Genomic DNA, 16,473 nt, shown 5'->3' on the forward strand with positions numbered 1-16,473 from the left:
GCGTCCAGCCTGACAGCCGCGGTCAGGAATTGAGATAGGTGAGAACCGCCAGAACCCGCCGGTGATCTGTGTCACTCTGTGCCAAGCCCAGCTTCATGAAGATGTTGCTCACGTGCTTTTCCACCGCACCGTGGCTGACCACGAGTTGCCGCGCGATGGCGGAGTTCGTGCGCCCCTCCGCCATAAGTCCTAGGACTTCTCCCTCTCTGGGCGTGAGACCGGCCAGCACGTGCTGTTTCCTGCTGCGGCCGAGCAGCTGCGCCACGACCTCGGGATCGAGCGCCGTACCGCCCGCGGCCACGCGGGACACCGCCTCGACGAACTCGCCGACGTCCGCGACCCGGTCCTTCAGCAGGTACCCGATGCCCCGGCTCGACCCGGCGATCAGCTCCGTCGCGTACTGCTCCTCGACGTACTGCGAAAGGACCAGGACCCCGAGATCCGGGTAGCGCTGCCGCAGCTGGACCGCCGCCCGCACGCCCTCGTCGGTGTGCGTCGGGGGCATCCGGACGTCGGCCACCACGACGTCGGGCGCGGCGCCCGCGTCCGCGAGCCGGCGCACCGCCGCGATCAGCGCCTCCCCGTCCCCCACGCCCGCGACGACCTCGTGCCCCCGGTCGTTCAGCAGGCGGGTCAGCCCCTCCCGCAGCAGCACCGAGTCCTCGGCGATGACTACCCGCACGTCCCTCTCCCCGCTCGCCCTCGCGCCCGCACGGCCGCGTCCGTGCGCGGCCGTGCGTGTCCGTGTCCGCGCCGGCGCGGACCACCGCAGGATCTCACCTCGCGGCGGCGGCGGTCGTGGCGTGGTCGCGCCAGGGGAGTTGGGCGGTGATGGTGGTGGGGCCGCCGGTGGGGGAGGTGATGGTGAGGAGGCCGTCGACGGCGGTGAGGCGTTCTGCGAGGCCGGCGAGTCCGGTGCCTGTGGTGGGGTTGGCGCCGCCGTGGCCGTCGTCGGTGATGTGGAGCATGAGGTGGTTTCCGGTGTGCCAGGCGTCGATGGTGGCGTGGGTGGCGTTGCTGTGTTTGCTGATGTTCTGGAGGAGTTCTGATGCGGTGTAGTAGGCGATGCCTTCGATGGCGGGGGCGGGGCGGTGGGGGAGGTCGACGGTGACGGTGACGGGGACGGTGCAGCGGGAGGCGATGGCGGAGAGTGCGGGGCCGAGGCCGCGGTCGGTGAGGATGGCGGGGTGGATGCCGCGGGCGAGGTCGCGGAGTTCTTGGAGGGCGAGTTTCACTTCGCCGTGGGCTTCGTCGACCATGCGGGCGGCTGCTTGGGGGTCGTGGGTGAGTTTTTCCTTGGCGAGGCCGAGGTCCATGGCGAGGGCGACGAGGCGGGCCTGGGCGCCGTCGTGCAGGTCGCGTTCGATGCGGCGCAGATCGGCCGCCGAGGCGTCCACCACCACGGAACGATCCGATTCCAGCTGCCGCACCCGCGAGGCCGCGGCCGAGGGGCCGAGCAGCCCGCCCACGAGCAGCCGGTCCACCACGGCCATCCCGCGGATGAGCCACGCGCCCGCGATCAGCGTCAGCAGGCCGAACACGGCCACCAGGACCGCCTCGGGCGGGCTGTCCCAGACCCAGCCGCCGCCCTCGCCGTCGACGTTCACGCCGGGACCGGGCTCGTCGGTGTACCGCTCGATGGTCCAGAACCACAGCGGGAACGTCAGCATCCCCCACCCGGCCGCCCAGAACACCGCGACCACCGTGAACGTGAACAGCGCCCACGGCAGGTGCACCAGCGCGTAGGCGGCGGCGCGCCACGACGCGTTGTCGCGCAGCACCGCGAGCGTCCAGGCCAGCGGCCCGCCGCGGCCGTCGCGCGGGCGCGGGCGCTCGGGCCGCGGCACGTTCATGCCCAGGAGCAGGCGGGCCCGGGCGCGCTCCGCGTCGCCGAACGCGCGCAGCGTGAGCAGCGTCAGCGCCATCAGCGGCAGTCCGACGAACGTGATCAGCAGGCCCGCGCTCACCGCGAGGCCGCTGACTGCCAGCACGAAGCCGCAGATCGCCATCGGCAGATTGAGCAGCGCGTGCGCGCCCTCCCGCAGCGTGCGCAACTGGAAGGGCATGCGCAGGGTGTTCATCGGACGGTCCCTTTCTCGTCGTGCCCGGCGTTCTCGTTCGGCTCGCCCGGTGCCGGTGCGTGGTCGCGCCAGGGGAGTTGGGCGGTGATGGTGGTGGGGCCGCCGGTGGGGGAGGTGATGGTGAGGAGGCCGTCGACGGCGGTGAGGCGTTCTGCGAGGCCGGCGAGTCCGGTGCCTGTGGTGGGGTTGGCGCCGCCGTGGCCGTCGTCGGTGATGTGGAGCATGAGGTGGTTTCCGGTGTGCCAGGCGTCGATGGTGGCGTGGGTGGCGTTGCTGTGTTTGCTGATGTTCTGGAGGAGTTCTGATGCGGTGTAGTAGGCGATGCCTTCGATGGCGGGGGCGGGGCGGTGGGGGAGGTCGACGGTGACGGTGACGGGGACGGTGCAGCGGGAGGCGATGGCGGAGAGTGCGGGGCCGAGGCCGCGGTCGGTGAGGATGGCGGGGTGGATGCCGCGGGCGAGGTCGCGGAGTTCTTGGAGGGCGAGTTTCACTTCGCCGTGGGCTTCGTCGACCATGCGGGCGGCTGCTTGGGGGTCGTGGGTGAGTTTTTCCTTGGCGAGGCCGAGGTCCATGGCGAGGGCGACGAGGCGGGCCTGGGCGCCGTCGTGCAGGTCGCGTTCGATGCGGCGCAGATCGGCCGCCGAGGCGTCCACCACCACGGAACGATCCGATTCCAGCTCGGCGATGCGCCGTTCCAGCCCGTCCGACGGGCCGAGCAGCGAGCGGACCAGCGCCCGGTCCACGTTCGTCGCCCAGCGGGCCAGCCAGGGCAGCAGCGGCCAGGCGACGAAGTACGCCATGATCGTCAGCCAGCAGGTCAGCGTCGTCCAGGGCAGCCTGACCACGAAGAACAGCGCGGAACGCCAGCCCACCGGGTCCTTCAGCGCCGTCCACAGCCAGGGGAAGAAGCCGCTGTCCCGGCCGGCGCGCAACGCGCTCGGCTCCTCGACCGCCACCCGCAGCAACGCGCGGGCGCGCGCCCGTTCCCACGCGCCGAGGCGCCGGCACCCGGCGAGGCCGAGGGCCAGCACGGGCAGCCCCACGACGGTGACCGAGGTGAGCACGCCGGCGAAGATCCACGACGTGACGTAGACGGACGCGATCAGGTCGGCCGGCCAACTGGACACCAGGTAGGCGCACTCCCGCCAGGTCTGCCGGGCCAGCGGGGAACGCGGCGGCGGGAGCGTGCCGTCGTCCCGCGCCGTGCCGTCGTCCCGTGGGCCGGGCGGGGCGGATGGGCTGGTCATGCCCCCAAGACTGCCGCGCGCCGCAGCGGCCTGCCATGGGGTGGGTCGGTCGCCCCGGGGTGGGGATTACCCCACCCCGGCGCCGCCGGGCGCACCCGTTCCGCTCCCGCGCCGCCGCCGCGCGCCCGGCGCACGGCCCGGCCCCGCCCGCGCAGTGGTCACAACCCGCCGGGGCTCGCCTAGACTCCCGTGCAGTCCCTTGTTCCCGGGGCCGCTCCACGGCCCCGCCCCCCGGTCGCCGGAGGCCGATCGTGCCCGACTACTTCCACGGCTACGCGGTCGTCGGCCTCGTGGCGGTGGTCGGCGTGCTGTTCGTCGCGGCGGCCTTCGGGGCCTCGGCCCTGCTGCGGCCCGCGGTGCCCACGCCGGAGAAGCTGCTGGTCTACGAGTGCGGTGTCGACCCCGTGGGCGAGGGCTGGGCCCACACGCAGGTGCGGTACTACCTCTACGCCTTCCTGTACGTGATCTTCGCCGTCGACGCGGTGTTCCTCTTCCCGTGGGCCACCGTTTTCGCCGAGGACGGCTTCGGCGCGGCCACGCTGGTGGAGATGTTCGTCTTCCTCGGCTTCCTGACCGTCGGCCTGCTCTACGCGTGGAAGAAGGGCGTTCTCACATGGACCTGAAGCCCGCCGGAGGGGCGTCCCGCGAGCCCGGGCCCCGGCTCGGCCCGCTGGCCAGGCTCGCGCCCGAGCCGATGAAGATCGTGCTGAACTGGGGCCGCCGCTACAGCCTGTGGGTGTTCAACTTCGGCCTCGCCTGCTGCGCGATCGAGTTCATCGCGGCCTCGATGTCGCGGCACGACTTCATCCGGCTCGGCGTCATCCCGTTCGCCCCAGGACCCAGGCAGGCCGACCTCATGGTCGTCTCCGGCACGGTCACCGACAAGATGGCGCCCGCGGTCAAGCGGCTCTACGAGCAGATGCCGGAACCGAAGTACGTCATCTCCTTCGGGGCCTGCTCCAACTGCGGCGGGCCCTACTGGGACTCGTACGCGGTCACCAAGGGCGTCGACCAGATCGTGCCCGTCGACGTGTACGTGCCCGGCTGCCCGCCGCGCCCCGAGGCGCTGCTCCAGGGCATCCTCGCGCTCCAGCAGAAGATCGCGGACGAGTCCGTGTCCGAACGGTACGCGCCGCCCGCCGCCGGAACGGACGGCCGGTGACCGCCGGCTGGCTGCCGCGCGAGCCCGCCGAGGTGTTCGGGGCGGGCGCCACGGCCGCTGAGGCGTACGGGGTCCTGACCGCCGACGTGCCCGCGGCCGGCTGGACCGCGGCGCTCACGGCCGCGCGCGACGGGCTGGGCTGCACGTTCTTCGACTGGCTCAGCGCCGTCGACGAGCCGGGGACCGGCTTCCTCGTCCTCGCGCACGTCGTCGCCCTCGGCGCGCCGCCGCGCCGGCTGCTGCTGCGCACGGTGGTGCCGCACGAGGCCGCCGCGCTGCCCACGGCCACCGGCGTGTACGCGGGGGCGGCCTGGCACGAGCGCGAGACGCACGAGATGTTCGGGATCGACTTCCCCGGCCACCCCGGCCTCGCGCCGCTGCTGCTGCCCGACGCGTTCGAAGGGCACCCGCTGCGCAAGGACTTCGTGCTCGCGGCCCGTGTCGCCAAGGCGTGGCCCGGCGCCAAGGAGCCGGGCGAGCCGGGGCACGGCGGGCCCAGGCGCAGGCAGGCGCTGCCGCCCGGCGTGCCCGACCCGAACGAGTGGGGTCCGCTCAAGGGCCGCGCGCCCGCGGCGCCCGCCCGCCGCGCGCGTTCCGCCTCGGGCGCGGGCGGGGCGGCGGCCACGCCCGCGCCCGCGCCGGAGGGCGCGCCGCCCGGTGCGCCGGAGCGCGCGCCGGGGAGCGGGCGCGCCGCCCGCCCGGCCAGGCCGCGCAGGAACCGCTCCGCGAGCGGCGGTTCCGCGAGCCAGCGGGCCTCGGCCCCCGAGGCCGAGCTGCCGCCCGAGGCCGACGCGCCGCGGGAGAGCGATTCGCCCGAGCCCGGCGCCCGGCGCGGCGACTCCGCGCCGTGGCAGCCGCCGGGCCGTTCGGCCGCCGCCGGGCGGCGGTCCGGCGTCCGGCCCGCGCACGACGGCGCGGCCGGCCACGCTGCGGACGACGCGGGCGCCCACGACGGCACGGGCCCCGGCCCCGACGGTGGGGGCACGGGCCCCGGCACCGACAGCGGGAGCACCGGTCCGGACACCGGCAGCACCGGCAGCACCGAAAGCGGCGCGGACGGGGGCGAGTACTGAATGGACGTGGCCGACGTCGCCGTGCGCGTGCTCGCCGTGCTGCTCGCGTTCCTGCTGCTGCCCCTGCTCGTCGGGCAGGGCGAGCACAAGGTGATGGCCCACATGCAGGGCCGCGTCGGGCCCATGCATGCGGGCGGTTTCCACGGCTGGGCCCAACTGGTCGCCGACGGCGTGAAGTTCGTGCAGAAGGAGGACACCGTCCCGGCCGGCGCCGACCGCCGGATCTTCCAGCTCGCGCCCGCCGTCGCGCTCGTGCCCTACCTGATCGTGCTCGTCGCCATCCCGATCGGCCCCGACGGCATGGTCGGGCAGGTCGTGGACGCGGGCATCTTCTTCGTGCTCGCCGTCCTCGGCGTCGGCGTCCTCGGCTCGCTGATGGGCGGCTGGGCCTCGGCGAACAAGTACTCCCTGCTCGGCGGCCTGCGCACCGCCGCCCAGCTCATGGCCTACGAGCTGCCGCTGCTGCTGTCGGCGGCCTCCGTCGCGATGGCCGCCGGAACGCTCAGCCTCACCGGCATCCTCGGCGCGTTCGAGTGGTGGTGGCTGCCGTGGCAGCTCGTCGGCGGCCTGGTGTTCTTCACCGCGGGCCTCGCGGAGCTGCAACGGCCGCCGTTCGACGCGCCCGTCGCCGCCGAGGAGATCGTCTTCGGCGCGTACACCGAGTACAGCGGCCTGCGCTTCGCGTTCTTCCTGCTCGCCGAGTACGCGGGCATCGTCGTCGTCTCGGCGCTGACCGCGGTGCTGTTCCTCGGCGGCTGGCACGGCCCGTTCGCCGACCAGCTCGGCTGGCTGTGGATGCTGCTGAAGACCGCCGCGCTGTGCTTCGTCGTCATCTGGGCGCGCGTGGCCTGGCCGCGGCTGCGCGCCGACCAGATCCAGCGGTTCGCGTGGACCGTCCTCGTCCCGCTCGCCCTCGCCCAGATCGCCCTCACCGGCGTCGTCAAGGTGGTGACCTCATGAGCTTCGGGTCCGGACTCGCCAAGGGGCTGGCCGTCACGTTCCGCACGATGACGCGGCGCGCGGTCACCCGGCAGTACCCGGAGGAGCAGCCCCTGCTGCCGCCGCGCAGCCGGGGCGTGATCGCGCTGTTCGAGGAGAACTGCACCGTCTGCATGCTCTGCGCGCGCGAGTGCCCGGACTGGTGCATCTACATCGACTCCCACAAGGAGACGCTGCCCCCGGCCGCGCCCGGCGGGCGCGAGCGCAGCCGCAACGTCCTGGACCGTTTCGCCATCGACTTCTCGCTGTGCATGTACTGCGGGATCTGCGTCGAGGTCTGCCCGTTCGACGCCCTCTTCTGGTCGCCCGAGTTCGAGTACGCGGAAACGGACATCCGCGACCTCACCCACGAACGCGACCGGCTGCGGGCCTGGATGTGGACCGTGCCCGAGCCGCCGCCGCTCGACGACGCGGCCGAGGAGCCCAAGGAGGTCGCCGCGGCCAGGAAAGCGGCGGAACGGGAGGGCGCGTGACCGCCACTCTCGCGGCCGGGGGACTCGCGGCGGAGGGCAACGCCTACCTCTCGCCCTCGGGGCAGGAGATCGTCTTCGTCCTCGTCGGCCTGGTCGTCCTCGGCGGCGCCGTCCTGTGCGTCACGAGCAGGCAGTTGGTGCACGCCGCGCTGTGGCTGGTCGTCGCGCTCGGCGGGCTCGCCGTGCAGTACCTGCTGCTGACGGCCGAGTTCGTGGCCTGGGTGCAGGTGCTGATCTACCTCGGGTCCGTCGTGGTGCTGCTGCTGTTCGGCCTCATGCTCACCAAGGCGCCCATCGGCCCCTCGCCCGACGCCGATTCGCGCAACCGGCCCGTCGCGCTCGTCGTCGCCCTGGCCGCCGCCGCCACCCTCGTGGTCCTCGTCGTCGACGCCTTCCGCACCGCGTGGATCGACCTCGACACGCCGCACGGCGCCTCGGGCCCGGTCGGCGAGAGCCTGTTCCGGCTGTGGGTGCTGCCGTTCGAGGCGCTGTCGGTGCTGCTGCTCGCCGCGCTCATCGGCGCCATCGTCGTCTCCCGCCGACGGGACGGTGAGTCCTGATGCACCTCGTCTACCCCGCCGTGCTCTCCGCGCTGCTGTTCTGCGTCGGCCTCTACGGCGTCCTGGCCCGCCGCAACGCGATCCTGCTGCTGATGTCGGTGGAGCTGATGCTCGCCGCCGTCAGCCTGAACCTGGTCGCCTTCGACGTCTGGCTGCGCGACGAGGCGCACGCGGGGCAGGTGTTCACCCTGTTCCTCATCGCGCTCGCCGCGGCCGAGATCGGCATCGGCCTGGCCATCGTGCTGCTCGTGTACCGCGAACGCGGCACCTCAGCCGTCGACCGCCTGCGCGACCTGCGCGACACCCCCGGCCCCGCCCCGGGGCCCGCCGAGGACCCGGACGGCCCGAACGGCCCGGACGCCGCGACCGGCCGGGGCCGCCGGGACCCGACGGAGAAGACCGCCCCGTGAGGCGCGCCGCCCGGGCCACGCGACCGCCGCGCCCGCCGCGCGGGCCCCGCACGACGAAGGCCGCGCCCCGCCCGCGCCGGGCCCGACGGGAGACGACACCGTGACCACCGCAACCGCCGCCGTCCTCGTGCCGCTGCTGCCACTGGCCGCCGCGGTCGCCATCCTGCTCACCGGGCGCCGCGCCCCCGGCTACGTCCGGCCGCTCGCCGTCCTCCCCACGCTGGCCGCCGCCGCGCTCGCCGTCCTGGTCGCCACCCGCCAGGCCGACGAGGAGCCCGTCCGGGCCGCCACCCGCCTCGCCCCCACGGGCAACGACGCGCTGCCCATCGAACTCGCCCTGAACATCGACGGGTTCGCCGCCCTCGTCGCGGTCCTCGTGACCCTCGTCGCGACCTGCGTCCAGCTGTACTCGACCAGCTACCTGCGCGAGGACGCCCGTTACCCCTCCTACGCGGCGCTCGTCTCCCTGTTCACCGCCGCGATGCTCCTAGTCGTCCTCACCGACGACCTCGTCGTGCTGCTCGTCGGCTGGGAGGTCATGGGCATCTGCTCGTACTTCCTCATCGGCCACCACTGGGAGACGCCGGCCGCCCGCGCCGCGTCCCTCAAGGCGTTCCTCGTCACCAAGCTCGGCGACGTCCCGTTCCTCATCGGCATCATCGCGCTCGCCGCCGACGCCGGGACGTTCCGCATCAGCGGCATCACCACCGCCCTCACCTCCCCGCTCGCCCCCGGCGGCCTCGACCACCCCACGCTGATCGCGCTGCTCCTGCTCGCCGGCGTCGCGGGCAAGTCCGCGCAGGTCCCGCTGCACACGTGGCTGCCCGACGCCATGGCGGGCCCCACCCCGGTGTCCGCGCTCATCCACGCCGCCACCATGGTCGCCGCCGGCGTCTACTTCGTGGCCCGCCTGCTGCCCGTGTTCGCCGCGTCCGAGGCCGCCCTGCTCGTCCTCGCCGTCGTCGCCGCGCTCACCATGCTCGGCTCCGCGCTCGCCGCCCTCGCCCAGGACGACCTCAAACGCGTCCTCGCCCACTCGACGATCGGCCAGCTCGGCCTCATGACCGGCGCGCTCGCCGTCGCCGACCGCGAGGCCGCCGTCTTCCACCTGCTGACGCACGGCGTGTTCAAGGCCCTGCTGTTCCTGGCCGCCGGCGTCCTCATCCACGCCGCCGGCACCGGCTCCCTCACCGCGCTCGCCCGGCTGCGCGGCCTGGCGCGGCACGCGCCGGACGCCTACTGGGCCATGACGATCGGCCTGCTCGCGCTGGCCGCCGTTCCGCCGTTCTCCGGCTTCTTCTCCAAGGAGGCCGTCCTCGGCGCCGCCGAGCACGCCGCGCTCGACCCCGCGCCCGGCGTGCCCGCCGCCGCGGGGTGGACCGTGCTCGTGGCCGGCCTCGCCACCGCCCTGCTCACCGCCGCCTACGCCGCCAGGCTGTGGCTGGTCGCCTTCCACGACCCGGCCCGCACCCGCGCGGAAACCTTGCCCGCCCACGAGCCGACCGGGCCCGCGACCACCGCCGTGCTGTGGCTGCTCGCCGTGCCCGCCCTGGCCCTGGGGCCCGCCTACCTGGTGCTGCCCGACTGGCTCGACGGCGGCGACCTCGCGCCCACCCTCGCCACATCGGCGCTCGCCACCTGCGCCGCGCTCGCCGGAGGCGTCGCCGCCTGGGCCGCCTGGCGCCGCGCCGACGAGGACGGGCGCCCGGCCGATCCGGCCCCCGCCCTGCTCGGCCCGCTGCACCGGCACGCCGCCGCCGGCTTCCACCTCGACGCCGCCTGGTCAGCGGCGTTCGCGCGCCCCACCCGGGCAGCCGCCCGGCTCGTCCGCTTCCTCGACCACGCCGTCGTCGAGACCTACGTCCGCGGCGCGGCCGGGGCGCCAAGCCTGCTCGGCGCGCTGACCCGCAGGGCCCAGACCGGCAACGTCCAGACCTACCTGAGCGTGCTGGCCGCGGGCGCACTCGTGCTCGCCGTCGCCGCCGTGACCGCCGCAGCCGGAGAGTGATGCCGTGATCCCGCTGAACGACGCCGCGACGCAGGCGCTCCTGCTCGCCCTCGTCGTGCTGCCGCTCCTCGGCTCGGCCGCCGTCCTGCTGCCGCGCGCCCCCGCGTGGCTCGGCACCGCCGTCACCGGCGCCGTGCTGGCCGCCGCGCTGCTGCTGGCCGCCGCGTTCGACCACGACCGGCCGGGCGAGATCCAGGCCGAGACCGACGTCAGCTGGATCCCCGCGCTCGGCGTCCGCCTGCACCTCGGCGTCGACGGCATCTCGCTGCCGCTGATCGTGCTGACCGCGCTGCTCACGTTCCTGTGCGCGCTGCACGTCCGCGCCCGGCCGCCGGCCGGACCGCGCCCCGACGCGTTCGTCTCGCTCCTGCTGCTGCTCCAGGCGGGCACGCTGGCCACGTTCGCCGCGCTCGACCTGCTGCTGTTCTTCCTCGCCTTCGAGACCGTGCTCGTCCCCATGTACTTCCTCATCGCCCGCTGGGGCGGCCAGGGGCGGGAGCGGGCCGCGTGGCGCTTCGTGCTCTACACGATGCTCGGCTCCGTCGTGATGCTCCTCGGCCTGCTGCTCCTCGGCGTGCAGGGCGGCACGTTCGACATGGTGGAGCTGGCCCGCGCCCACGGCGACGGCATCGGCCACGGCACGCAGGTGCTCGCCGTCCTCGCCATCGGCATCGGGCTCGCCGTCAAGACCCCGATGTGGCCGCTGCACAGCTGGCTGCCCGACGCCCACACCGCCGCGCCCACCACCGGCTCCGTGCTGCTGGCCGGCGTGCTGCTGAAGATGGGCACCTACGGGCTGGTCCGCATCGCCGTGCCCATGGCCCCCGACGGCATGGAGACGCTCGCGCCCTACCTCGGCGCGTTCGCCGTCACCGGCATCGTGTACGGGTCGCTGGTGTGCCTCGCGCTCGCCAGGGCGGGCGCGGGCGGCGACCTCAAACGGCTCATCGCCTACTCCTCCGTCGGCCACATGGGCTTCGTGCTGCTCGGCATCGCCACCCTCACCCGCACCGGCGTGAACGGCGCGCTGTTCGCCAACATCGCCCACGGCCTCATCACCGGCCTGCTGTTCTTCCTCGTCGGCGCGCTGAAGGAACGCACCGGCAGCACCGACCTCGACGCGCTCGCAGGAACGGGCGGCGCCGCGCTGTACGGGCGCGCGCCCCGGTTCGGCGGGCTGCTCGCGTTCGCCGCCGTCGCCTCGCTCGGGCTGCCGGGGCTCGCCGGGTTCTGGGGGGAACTGCTCGCGATGCTCGGCGCGTTCCACCCGGCCGACGGGCTCAGCAGGCCCGCGTTCCTCACCTACCTCGCCGTCGCCGCGTTCGGCACCCTGCTGACCGCCGCCTACCTGCTGATCGTCGTGCGCCGCGTCTGCATGGGCGACCGGCCGGGCGCCGGCGCGCTGCCCGACCTACGCCGCGTCGAGTACGCCGCCTTCGCGCCGCTCGCGGCGCTCACCGTGCTGGCCGGTCTGTGGCCCGCGGTGCTGCTCGACCTCACAGAACCCGCGGTGCGCGCACTGCTGCCGGGAGCCGTCCGATGAACCTCGTGCAGTCCGTCGAGTGGGCCGTCATCGCGCCGCCGCTCATCGCCGCGGTCGCCGCCGTCGCCGTGCTCGTCGCCGACCTGTTCCTGCCCGCCGACCGCAAGACGCTGCTCGTCTGGCCGGCCGCGGGCGGCCTCGCGCTCGCCGCGCTGGCCCTGCTGCCGCTGCGCGCGGGCGACCGGGCCACGTTCTGCCTGCCCGACGGCGCGGCGCTGTGCGCGTACGAGGCCGACCGGTTCGCGCTCGCGGTGCAGCTGCTCGTACTCGGCGGCGCGTTCCTCGCCGTGCTGATCTCGGTGCCCGAGATCGCGGCGGGCCGGATGCCCGCAGGCGAGTTCTGGTTCCTGCTGCTGTCCTCGGCCGCGGGCGCCGCGCTGCTGCCCGCCGCGCGCGACTTCGCGACGCTGGTCGTCGCCCTCGAAGTCGCCACGCTGCCCGCGTACGCGCTGGTCGCGCTGCGCAGGGGCACGGGCGCCGAGGCCGCCCTGAAGTTCTTCCTGACCTCCGTGACCGCGACCGCCGTCACGCTGCTCGGCATCGGCTTCGTGTACGCGGCCTCGGGCGGCCTGTTCTTCGCGCAGGTCGCCGACGGGCTCGCGGACGCCGACCCCGCGCTCGCCACCCTCGCGGACGCCGGGGTCGCCCTCACGCTCGTCGGCTTCGCGTTCAAGACGGCGGCCGTGCCGTTCCACTTCTGGGTGCAGGAGACCTACCTCGGCGCGCCGCTGCCCGTGGCCGGCTACCTCTCCGTCGTCGGCAAGGCCGCGGGCCTCGCCGGGCTCATCCTCGTCACCACCCGGGCGTTCCCCGGCCACGACGGCCTGTGGGGCCCGGCCGTGGCCGTGCTCGCCGGGCTCACCATGACCGCGGGGAACGCCGCCGCCGTGCGCACCGACCCGCGGGCCCCGCACAGCGCGGTCAGGCTCCTGGCCTGGTCCTCGGTCGGGCAGGCCGGCTACCTGCTGGTGCCGATCGCCGCGGCGGCCGGAACCGGCGAGGGCGCGGGGGCCACCGTGGCCTACGCGCTGATGTACGGCGCCGTGAACCTCGGCGCCTTCGCCGTCGCCGCGCACGTCGCGCGGGAGCACCCGGCGCACCGGATCGAGGACTACCGAGGGCTGTGGGAACGCCGGCCGGCCGCCGCGCTCGCCCTCGGCTTCTTCCTGCTGTGCCTCGCGGGGCTGCCGCCCGGGGTCATCGGCCTGTTCGCCAAGGCCGCGGTGTTCGAGACGGCCGTGGACGCGGGGCTCGGCGTGCTCGCGGTGGTCATGGCGGTCAACGTGGCCGCCGCCCTGTACTACTACCTGCGCTGGACGGCGCTCCTCTTCCGGCCCGCGGCGCCCGCGTCGGCGCCCGCTCCCTCGGAGGGGGCGCGGACGCCCGCGCGGGCGCTCACCGGGGCCGTCGCCGTGGCCGCCGCGGTGGGGCTCACCCTGTCGGCCGCCCCGCAGCTGGTGCTGACGTTCGCCTCGGGCACTCTCCCTTAGACGCGGCGGGGGCCGGTACGCCTGACACGGGGGAACGGTTTTCTCCCGTATGGCGTTGTGCACATCGGGAGTGTCCACTGTTAGTGGAGAAACCCAGACAACCGAGTCCATCCGGGCACCCCCACACTGCGCAACCTGGAGGGCACACCGTGCACCGCCGCCGGCACAACGGACTGAAAACCGCCGCACTGCTGGGCGGCATGTCCGCACTGATCATCGTCATCGGCAGCTTCTTCGGCCGCGCCGGGCTGGTCATCGCCCTGGTGATCGCCCTGGCCACGAACGGCTACGCCTACTGGAACAGCGACCGGATCGCCCTCCGCTCCATGCGCGCCCGGCCGGTCAGCGAGTTCGAGGCGCCGCAGCTCTACCGCATGGTCCGCGAGCTGGCCGGGCAGGCCAGGGCGCCCATGCCCCGCCTGTACATCTCGCCGACCGAGGCGCCCAACGCGTTCGCCACCGGGCGCAACCCGCGCAACGCGGCCGTCTGCTGCACCGAGGGCATCCTGCGCCTCCTCGACGAGCGCGAGCTGCGCGGCGTCATCGGCCACGAGCTGAGCCACGTGTACAACCGCGACATCCTCATCTCGTCCGTGGCCGGCGCCATGGCCTCGGTCATCATGTTCCTGGTCAACTTCGCGTGGCTGCTGCCGTTCGGCCGCGACGACGACGAGGGCGGCCCCGGCATCCTCGGCATGCTGCTCATCCTCATCCTCGGCCCCGTCGCGGCCTCGCTGATCCGGCTCGCCGTCAGCCGTTCCCGCGAGTACGAGGCGGACGCCTCGGGCGCGCGGCTCACCGGGGACCCGCTGGCCCTCGCCAGCGCCCTGCGGAAGCTGGAGGCGGGAACGCAGCGGCTGCCGCTGCGCCCCGAGCCGCAGCTTGAGACGGCCAGCCACATGATGATCGCCAACCCGTTCCGGCGCGGCGAGGGCCTGGCCCGCATGTTCGCCACGCACCCGCCGATGCAGGAGCGCATCACCCGGCTGGAGCGCATGGCGGGCGGCCGTTCCTGACGGCTCCGCTCCGGGACACCTCGGGGGAGCCCTCGTGCCCGCGGGGGATGCGCCGGACGGCGCGGCGGCCCCATGCTGGAGGGGTGAAGACGCTCCTCAATGTCATCTGGCTCATCTTCTCCGGGCTGTGGATGGCCCTCGGCTACGCGCTGGCCGGGCTCATCTGCTTCGTCCTCGTCGTCACCATCCCGTTCGGCATCGCGTGCTTCCGCATCGCGCGCTACGCCCTGTGGCCGTTCGGCAACCGGGTCACCGACCGGGCGGACGCCGGGCTGGCCTCGGGGGTCGGGAACGTCATCTGGTTCATCGTCGCCGGGATCTGGATCACGATCGGCCACGTCCTCGCGGGCGTCGCGTTCTGCCTGACGATCATCGGCATCCCGTTCGGCATCGCCCACTTCAAGATGATCCCGGTCTCCCTGATGCCACTCGGCCGGCGCATCGTGCCGTCCTCGGCGCCCGACGCCTACCCCCACTACCGCTGGGGATGAGACACGAAGAACCCGCGGAAGAGCACCTCGCGGGTTTTTCGCGTTCGCGAATGGCCGCTCGCGCGCTCAGTCGGCCGTTTCCGCGCGTGCCGCGGCCCGGCGTTCCCGCAGCGTCCTGATGCCTTCGTGCACGCCCGCGATCGTGACCGCGAGCCCGAGTCCCACGGCCACGCCGAGCAGCGGATTGTGCTCGAACGCCCGCCCCCCGATGTATCCGATGCCCGCCGAATAGACGGCCCAGCTGAGGGCGGCCACGGCGTCGTACCGCGAGAACGAGCGCAGCGGGTACTTCGTCGCCCCCGTCGTGAGCGTGGCGGCGGTGCGCCCGCCCGGGATGTAGCGGGCGACGATCAGCACGATCCCGCCGCGCTTCTTGAGCATGTCGCCGACGCGGTCGTACGCCTTGTGCGTGCGGCTGCCCGGCTTGAGCCGCGCGTAGATCCTGGTGCCGGATTTCCGGCCTATGAAGTAGGAGATATGGTCCCCGGCGAACGCGCCGAGAGCCGCGAAGAGGATGATGAGAGCCAGATTCGGAATGCCGTCGGCAGCCGCGAAGACCCCCAGGGTGACCACCAGGGTCTCGCTGGGCACCACGGGGAAGAAGGCGTCGAGCTTTGCGATGACGAAGACCGCCACGTAGACCCAGGGGGTGGCGATGAACCCTTCGATGGCCTGGAGGATCGCGTTGTCCACGTGGTCAAGCCTAGGCAATTACCCCCGCGGTGCGGACCTGGCCTGCGGCGCGGGCCCGTGAGGTATTGGTCATGTTTCGCGCCTCAGAGCCACCCGTTGCGCCGGAATCCCCGGTGCAGCAGCAGGCAGGAGGTGAGGATGATCGCCAATACCAGCGGGTAGCCGAAGGTCCACCGGAGTTCCGGCATGTGGTCGAAATTCATGCCGTAGACACCGCACACCATGGTGGGCACGGCGATGATCGCGGCCCAGGCGGTGATCTTGCGCATGTCCTCGTTCTGCGCCACGGTCACCTGCGCCAGGTTGGCCTGGAGGATCGAGTCGATCAACGCGTCGTAGCCCGTGATCTGCTCCGAGACCCGGGTCAGGTGGTCCGCGACATCCCCGAAGTACCTGCGGATGTCCGGGTCGATCGTGGGCATGGCCGTCTCCGACAGCAACTGGAGCGGCCGGTCCAGCGGGGCGACCGCCCGCTTCAGCTCAAGCAGCTCGCGCTTGAGCTGGTAGATCTGCCCCGGCTCCGAGCGGCGGCGGCCCGCCTCCGAGAAGACCAGTGCCTCCACCTCGTCGATGTCGTCCCGCACCGCCGCCGCCACGTCCAGGTAGTGGTCCACCACCTGGTCGGCGATGGCGTGCAGCACGGCGGAAGGACCCTTCGCCAGGTGCTCGGGCTCGGCCTCAAGGCTCTCCCGCAGCGGCCCGAGCGAACCGTGGCCCCCGTGCCGCACGGTGACCACGAAGTCCCGGCCCGTGAACACCATGATCTCGCCGGTCTCGACCACGTCGCTCGTCGAGGTCAGCTGCGCGTGCTCGACGTAGCGCACGGTCTTCAGCACCGTGAACAGCGTTCCGTCGTACCGCTCAAGCTTCGGCCGCTGATGGGCGTGCACCGCGTCCTCGACGGCCAGCGGGTGCAGCCCGAACAGCTCCGCGAGCCCGGCGAACTCCTCCTCGCTCGGCTCGTGCAGCCCGATCCACACGAACCCGCGCCCCGGCCGCTTCCTGACGTACCCGATGGCCTCCGCCGCCGTGTGGTGGCCCTCGCGGCGGACCCCGTCGCGGTAGACCGCGCAGTTGACGACGGCGGTGCCCAGCGGCGAACGCCTGGGGTGGGCGAGGTCCACCCGCTCCGCCGCGCCGGGGCCGGGCGCCGGCCGCGTCCGGAAACTCTCCCGGGCGCGGCCCGGCAGCCTGCGGAAGCCACGGATCACGGACATCTGGGCACCA

Annotated in this window: 17 protein-coding genes; 12 read left to right on the forward strand and 5 right to left on the reverse strand. The window is 73.7% G+C overall.

Annotated features, from left to right (window positions below):
* Positions 1–22: 22 nt before the first annotated feature.
* From LC193_RS17970 to LC193_RS17980, 3 genes are all read right to left on the reverse strand, one after another.
* Positions 23–682, reverse strand: coding sequence for a response regulator (locus tag LC193_RS17970; RefSeq protein WP_226075469.1), 660 nt, complete (start codon positions 680–682; stop codon positions 23–25).
* 94 nt (positions 683–776) lie between these two features.
* The gene (locus LC193_RS17975; RefSeq protein WP_226075472.1) at positions 777–2,081 is read right to left on the reverse strand and encodes a sensor histidine kinase; all 1,305 of its coding nucleotides are present in this window, start codon (positions 2,079–2,081) and stop codon (positions 777–779) included.
* A complete protein-coding gene (locus LC193_RS17980; protein WP_226075474.1) occupies positions 2,078–3,328 on the reverse strand; it encodes a sensor histidine kinase in 1,251 nt (416 codons plus the stop codon). The genes LC193_RS17975 and LC193_RS17980 overlap by 4 nt, the downstream gene beginning before the upstream one ends.
* Before the next feature lie 251 nt (positions 3,329–3,579).
* Between LC193_RS17980 and LC193_RS17985 the strand changes: the two genes are divergently transcribed.
* The 12 genes from LC193_RS17985 to LC193_RS18040 all read left to right on the forward strand — a co-directional run bounded on the left by LC193_RS17985 (position 3,580) and on the right by LC193_RS18040 (position 14,553).
* The gene (locus LC193_RS17985) at positions 3,580–3,951 is read left to right on the forward strand and encodes an NADH-quinone oxidoreductase subunit A (protein WP_226075476.1); all 372 of its coding nucleotides are present in this window, start codon (positions 3,580–3,582) and stop codon (positions 3,949–3,951) included.
* Positions 3,942–4,490, forward strand: a complete 549-nt coding sequence (locus LC193_RS17990; protein WP_226075478.1) for an NADH-quinone oxidoreductase subunit B — start codon at positions 3,942–3,944, stop codon at positions 4,488–4,490. Before LC193_RS17985 ends, LC193_RS17990 begins: the two co-directional genes overlap by 10 nt.
* Positions 4,487–5,563, forward strand: a complete 1,077-nt coding sequence (locus LC193_RS17995; RefSeq protein WP_226075480.1) for an NADH-quinone oxidoreductase subunit C — start codon at positions 4,487–4,489, stop codon at positions 5,561–5,563. The genes LC193_RS17990 and LC193_RS17995 overlap by 4 nt, the downstream gene beginning before the upstream one ends.
* Positions 5,564–6,523, forward strand: coding sequence for a complex I subunit 1/NuoH family protein (locus LC193_RS18000; protein ID WP_226075483.1), 960 nt, complete (start codon positions 5,564–5,566; stop codon positions 6,521–6,523).
* On the forward strand, positions 6,520–7,035 hold the full coding sequence (locus LC193_RS18005) for a NuoI/complex I 23 kDa subunit family protein (RefSeq protein WP_086158912.1): 516 nt from the start codon (positions 6,520–6,522) through the stop codon (positions 7,033–7,035). The genes LC193_RS18000 and LC193_RS18005 overlap by 4 nt, the downstream gene beginning before the upstream one ends.
* Positions 7,032–7,595, forward strand: a complete 564-nt coding sequence (locus tag LC193_RS18010; protein WP_226075485.1) for an NADH-quinone oxidoreductase subunit J family protein — start codon at positions 7,032–7,034, stop codon at positions 7,593–7,595. The genes LC193_RS18005 and LC193_RS18010 overlap by 4 nt, the downstream gene beginning before the upstream one ends.
* A complete protein-coding gene (gene nuoK / locus LC193_RS18015; protein WP_226075486.1) occupies positions 7,595–8,005 on the forward strand; it encodes an NADH-quinone oxidoreductase subunit NuoK in 411 nt (136 codons plus the stop codon). Before LC193_RS18010 ends, nuoK begins: the two co-directional genes overlap by 1 nt.
* Before the next feature lie 100 nt (positions 8,006–8,105).
* Positions 8,106–10,013, forward strand: a complete 1,908-nt coding sequence (locus LC193_RS18020; protein WP_226075487.1) for an NADH-quinone oxidoreductase subunit 5 family protein — start codon at positions 8,106–8,108, stop codon at positions 10,011–10,013.
* Positions 10,014–10,017: 4 nt separating this feature from the next.
* The gene (locus LC193_RS18025; RefSeq protein ID WP_226075488.1) at positions 10,018–11,556 is read left to right on the forward strand and encodes a complex I subunit 4 family protein; all 1,539 of its coding nucleotides are present in this window, start codon (positions 10,018–10,020) and stop codon (positions 11,554–11,556) included.
* Positions 11,553–13,046: an NADH-quinone oxidoreductase subunit N gene (locus LC193_RS18030; protein WP_226075489.1), complete on the forward strand. Its 1,494-nt coding sequence runs from the start codon at positions 11,553–11,555 to the stop codon at positions 13,044–13,046. The genes LC193_RS18025 and LC193_RS18030 overlap by 4 nt, the downstream gene beginning before the upstream one ends.
* Before the next feature lie 149 nt (positions 13,047–13,195).
* Entirely contained in the window at positions 13,196–14,062 is an 867-nt protein-coding gene (htpX, locus tag LC193_RS18035; protein WP_226075491.1) for a zinc metalloprotease HtpX, read from the forward strand.
* A gap of 83 nt (positions 14,063–14,145) precedes the next feature.
* The gene (locus LC193_RS18040) at positions 14,146–14,553 is read left to right on the forward strand and encodes a YccF domain-containing protein (RefSeq protein WP_226075493.1); all 408 of its coding nucleotides are present in this window, start codon (positions 14,146–14,148) and stop codon (positions 14,551–14,553) included.
* Positions 14,554–14,619: 66 nt separating this feature from the next.
* Here LC193_RS18040 and LC193_RS18045 read toward each other — a convergent pair whose 3' ends face one another.
* On the reverse strand, positions 14,620–15,246 hold the full coding sequence (locus LC193_RS18045; RefSeq protein WP_226075495.1) for a DedA family protein: 627 nt from the start codon (positions 15,244–15,246) through the stop codon (positions 14,620–14,622).
* A gap of 83 nt (positions 15,247–15,329) precedes the next feature.
* Positions 15,330–16,463 carry a magnesium and cobalt transport protein CorA gene (locus LC193_RS18050; protein ID WP_226075498.1) on the reverse strand — a complete coding sequence of 378 codons (1,134 nt, stop codon included), beginning with the start codon at positions 16,461–16,463 and terminating at the stop codon, positions 15,330–15,332.
* Positions 16,464–16,473 lie beyond the last annotated feature (10 nt).

It is taken from the genome of Streptomyces marincola (assembly GCF_020410765.1).
In the GTDB taxonomy this organism is placed as follows: domain Bacteria; phylum Actinomycetota; class Actinomycetes; order Streptomycetales; family Streptomycetaceae; genus Streptomyces; species Streptomyces marincola.

Excerpts from the sequence above, each read along its gene's own strand:
- LC193_RS18005 (WP_086158912.1), top strand. The coding sequence starts at position 6,520 with ATGAGCTTCGGGTCCGGACTCGCCAAGGGGCTGGCCGTCACGTTCCGC.
- LC193_RS17990 (WP_226075478.1), top strand. The coding sequence starts at position 3,942 with ATGGACCTGAAGCCCGCCGGAGGGGCGTCCCGCGAGCCCGGGCCCCGG.
- LC193_RS18030 (WP_226075489.1), top strand. The coding sequence starts at position 11,553 with ATGAACCTCGTGCAGTCCGTCGAGTGGGCCGTCATCGCGCCGCCGCTC.
- nuoK (WP_226075486.1), top strand. The coding sequence starts at position 7,595 with ATGCACCTCGTCTACCCCGCCGTGCTCTCCGCGCTGCTGTTCTGCGTC.
- LC193_RS17980 (WP_226075474.1), bottom strand. The coding sequence starts at position 3,328 with ATGACCAGCCCATCCGCCCCGCCCGGCCCACGGGACGACGGCACGGCG.
- LC193_RS18000 (WP_226075483.1), top strand. The coding sequence starts at position 5,564 with ATGGACGTGGCCGACGTCGCCGTGCGCGTGCTCGCCGTGCTGCTCGCG.
- LC193_RS18050 (WP_226075498.1), bottom strand. The coding sequence starts at position 16,463 with ATGTCCGTGATCCGTGGCTTCCGCAGGCTGCCGGGCCGCGCCCGGGAG.
- LC193_RS17975 (WP_226075472.1), bottom strand. The coding sequence starts at position 2,081 with ATGAACACCCTGCGCATGCCCTTCCAGTTGCGCACGCTGCGGGAGGGC.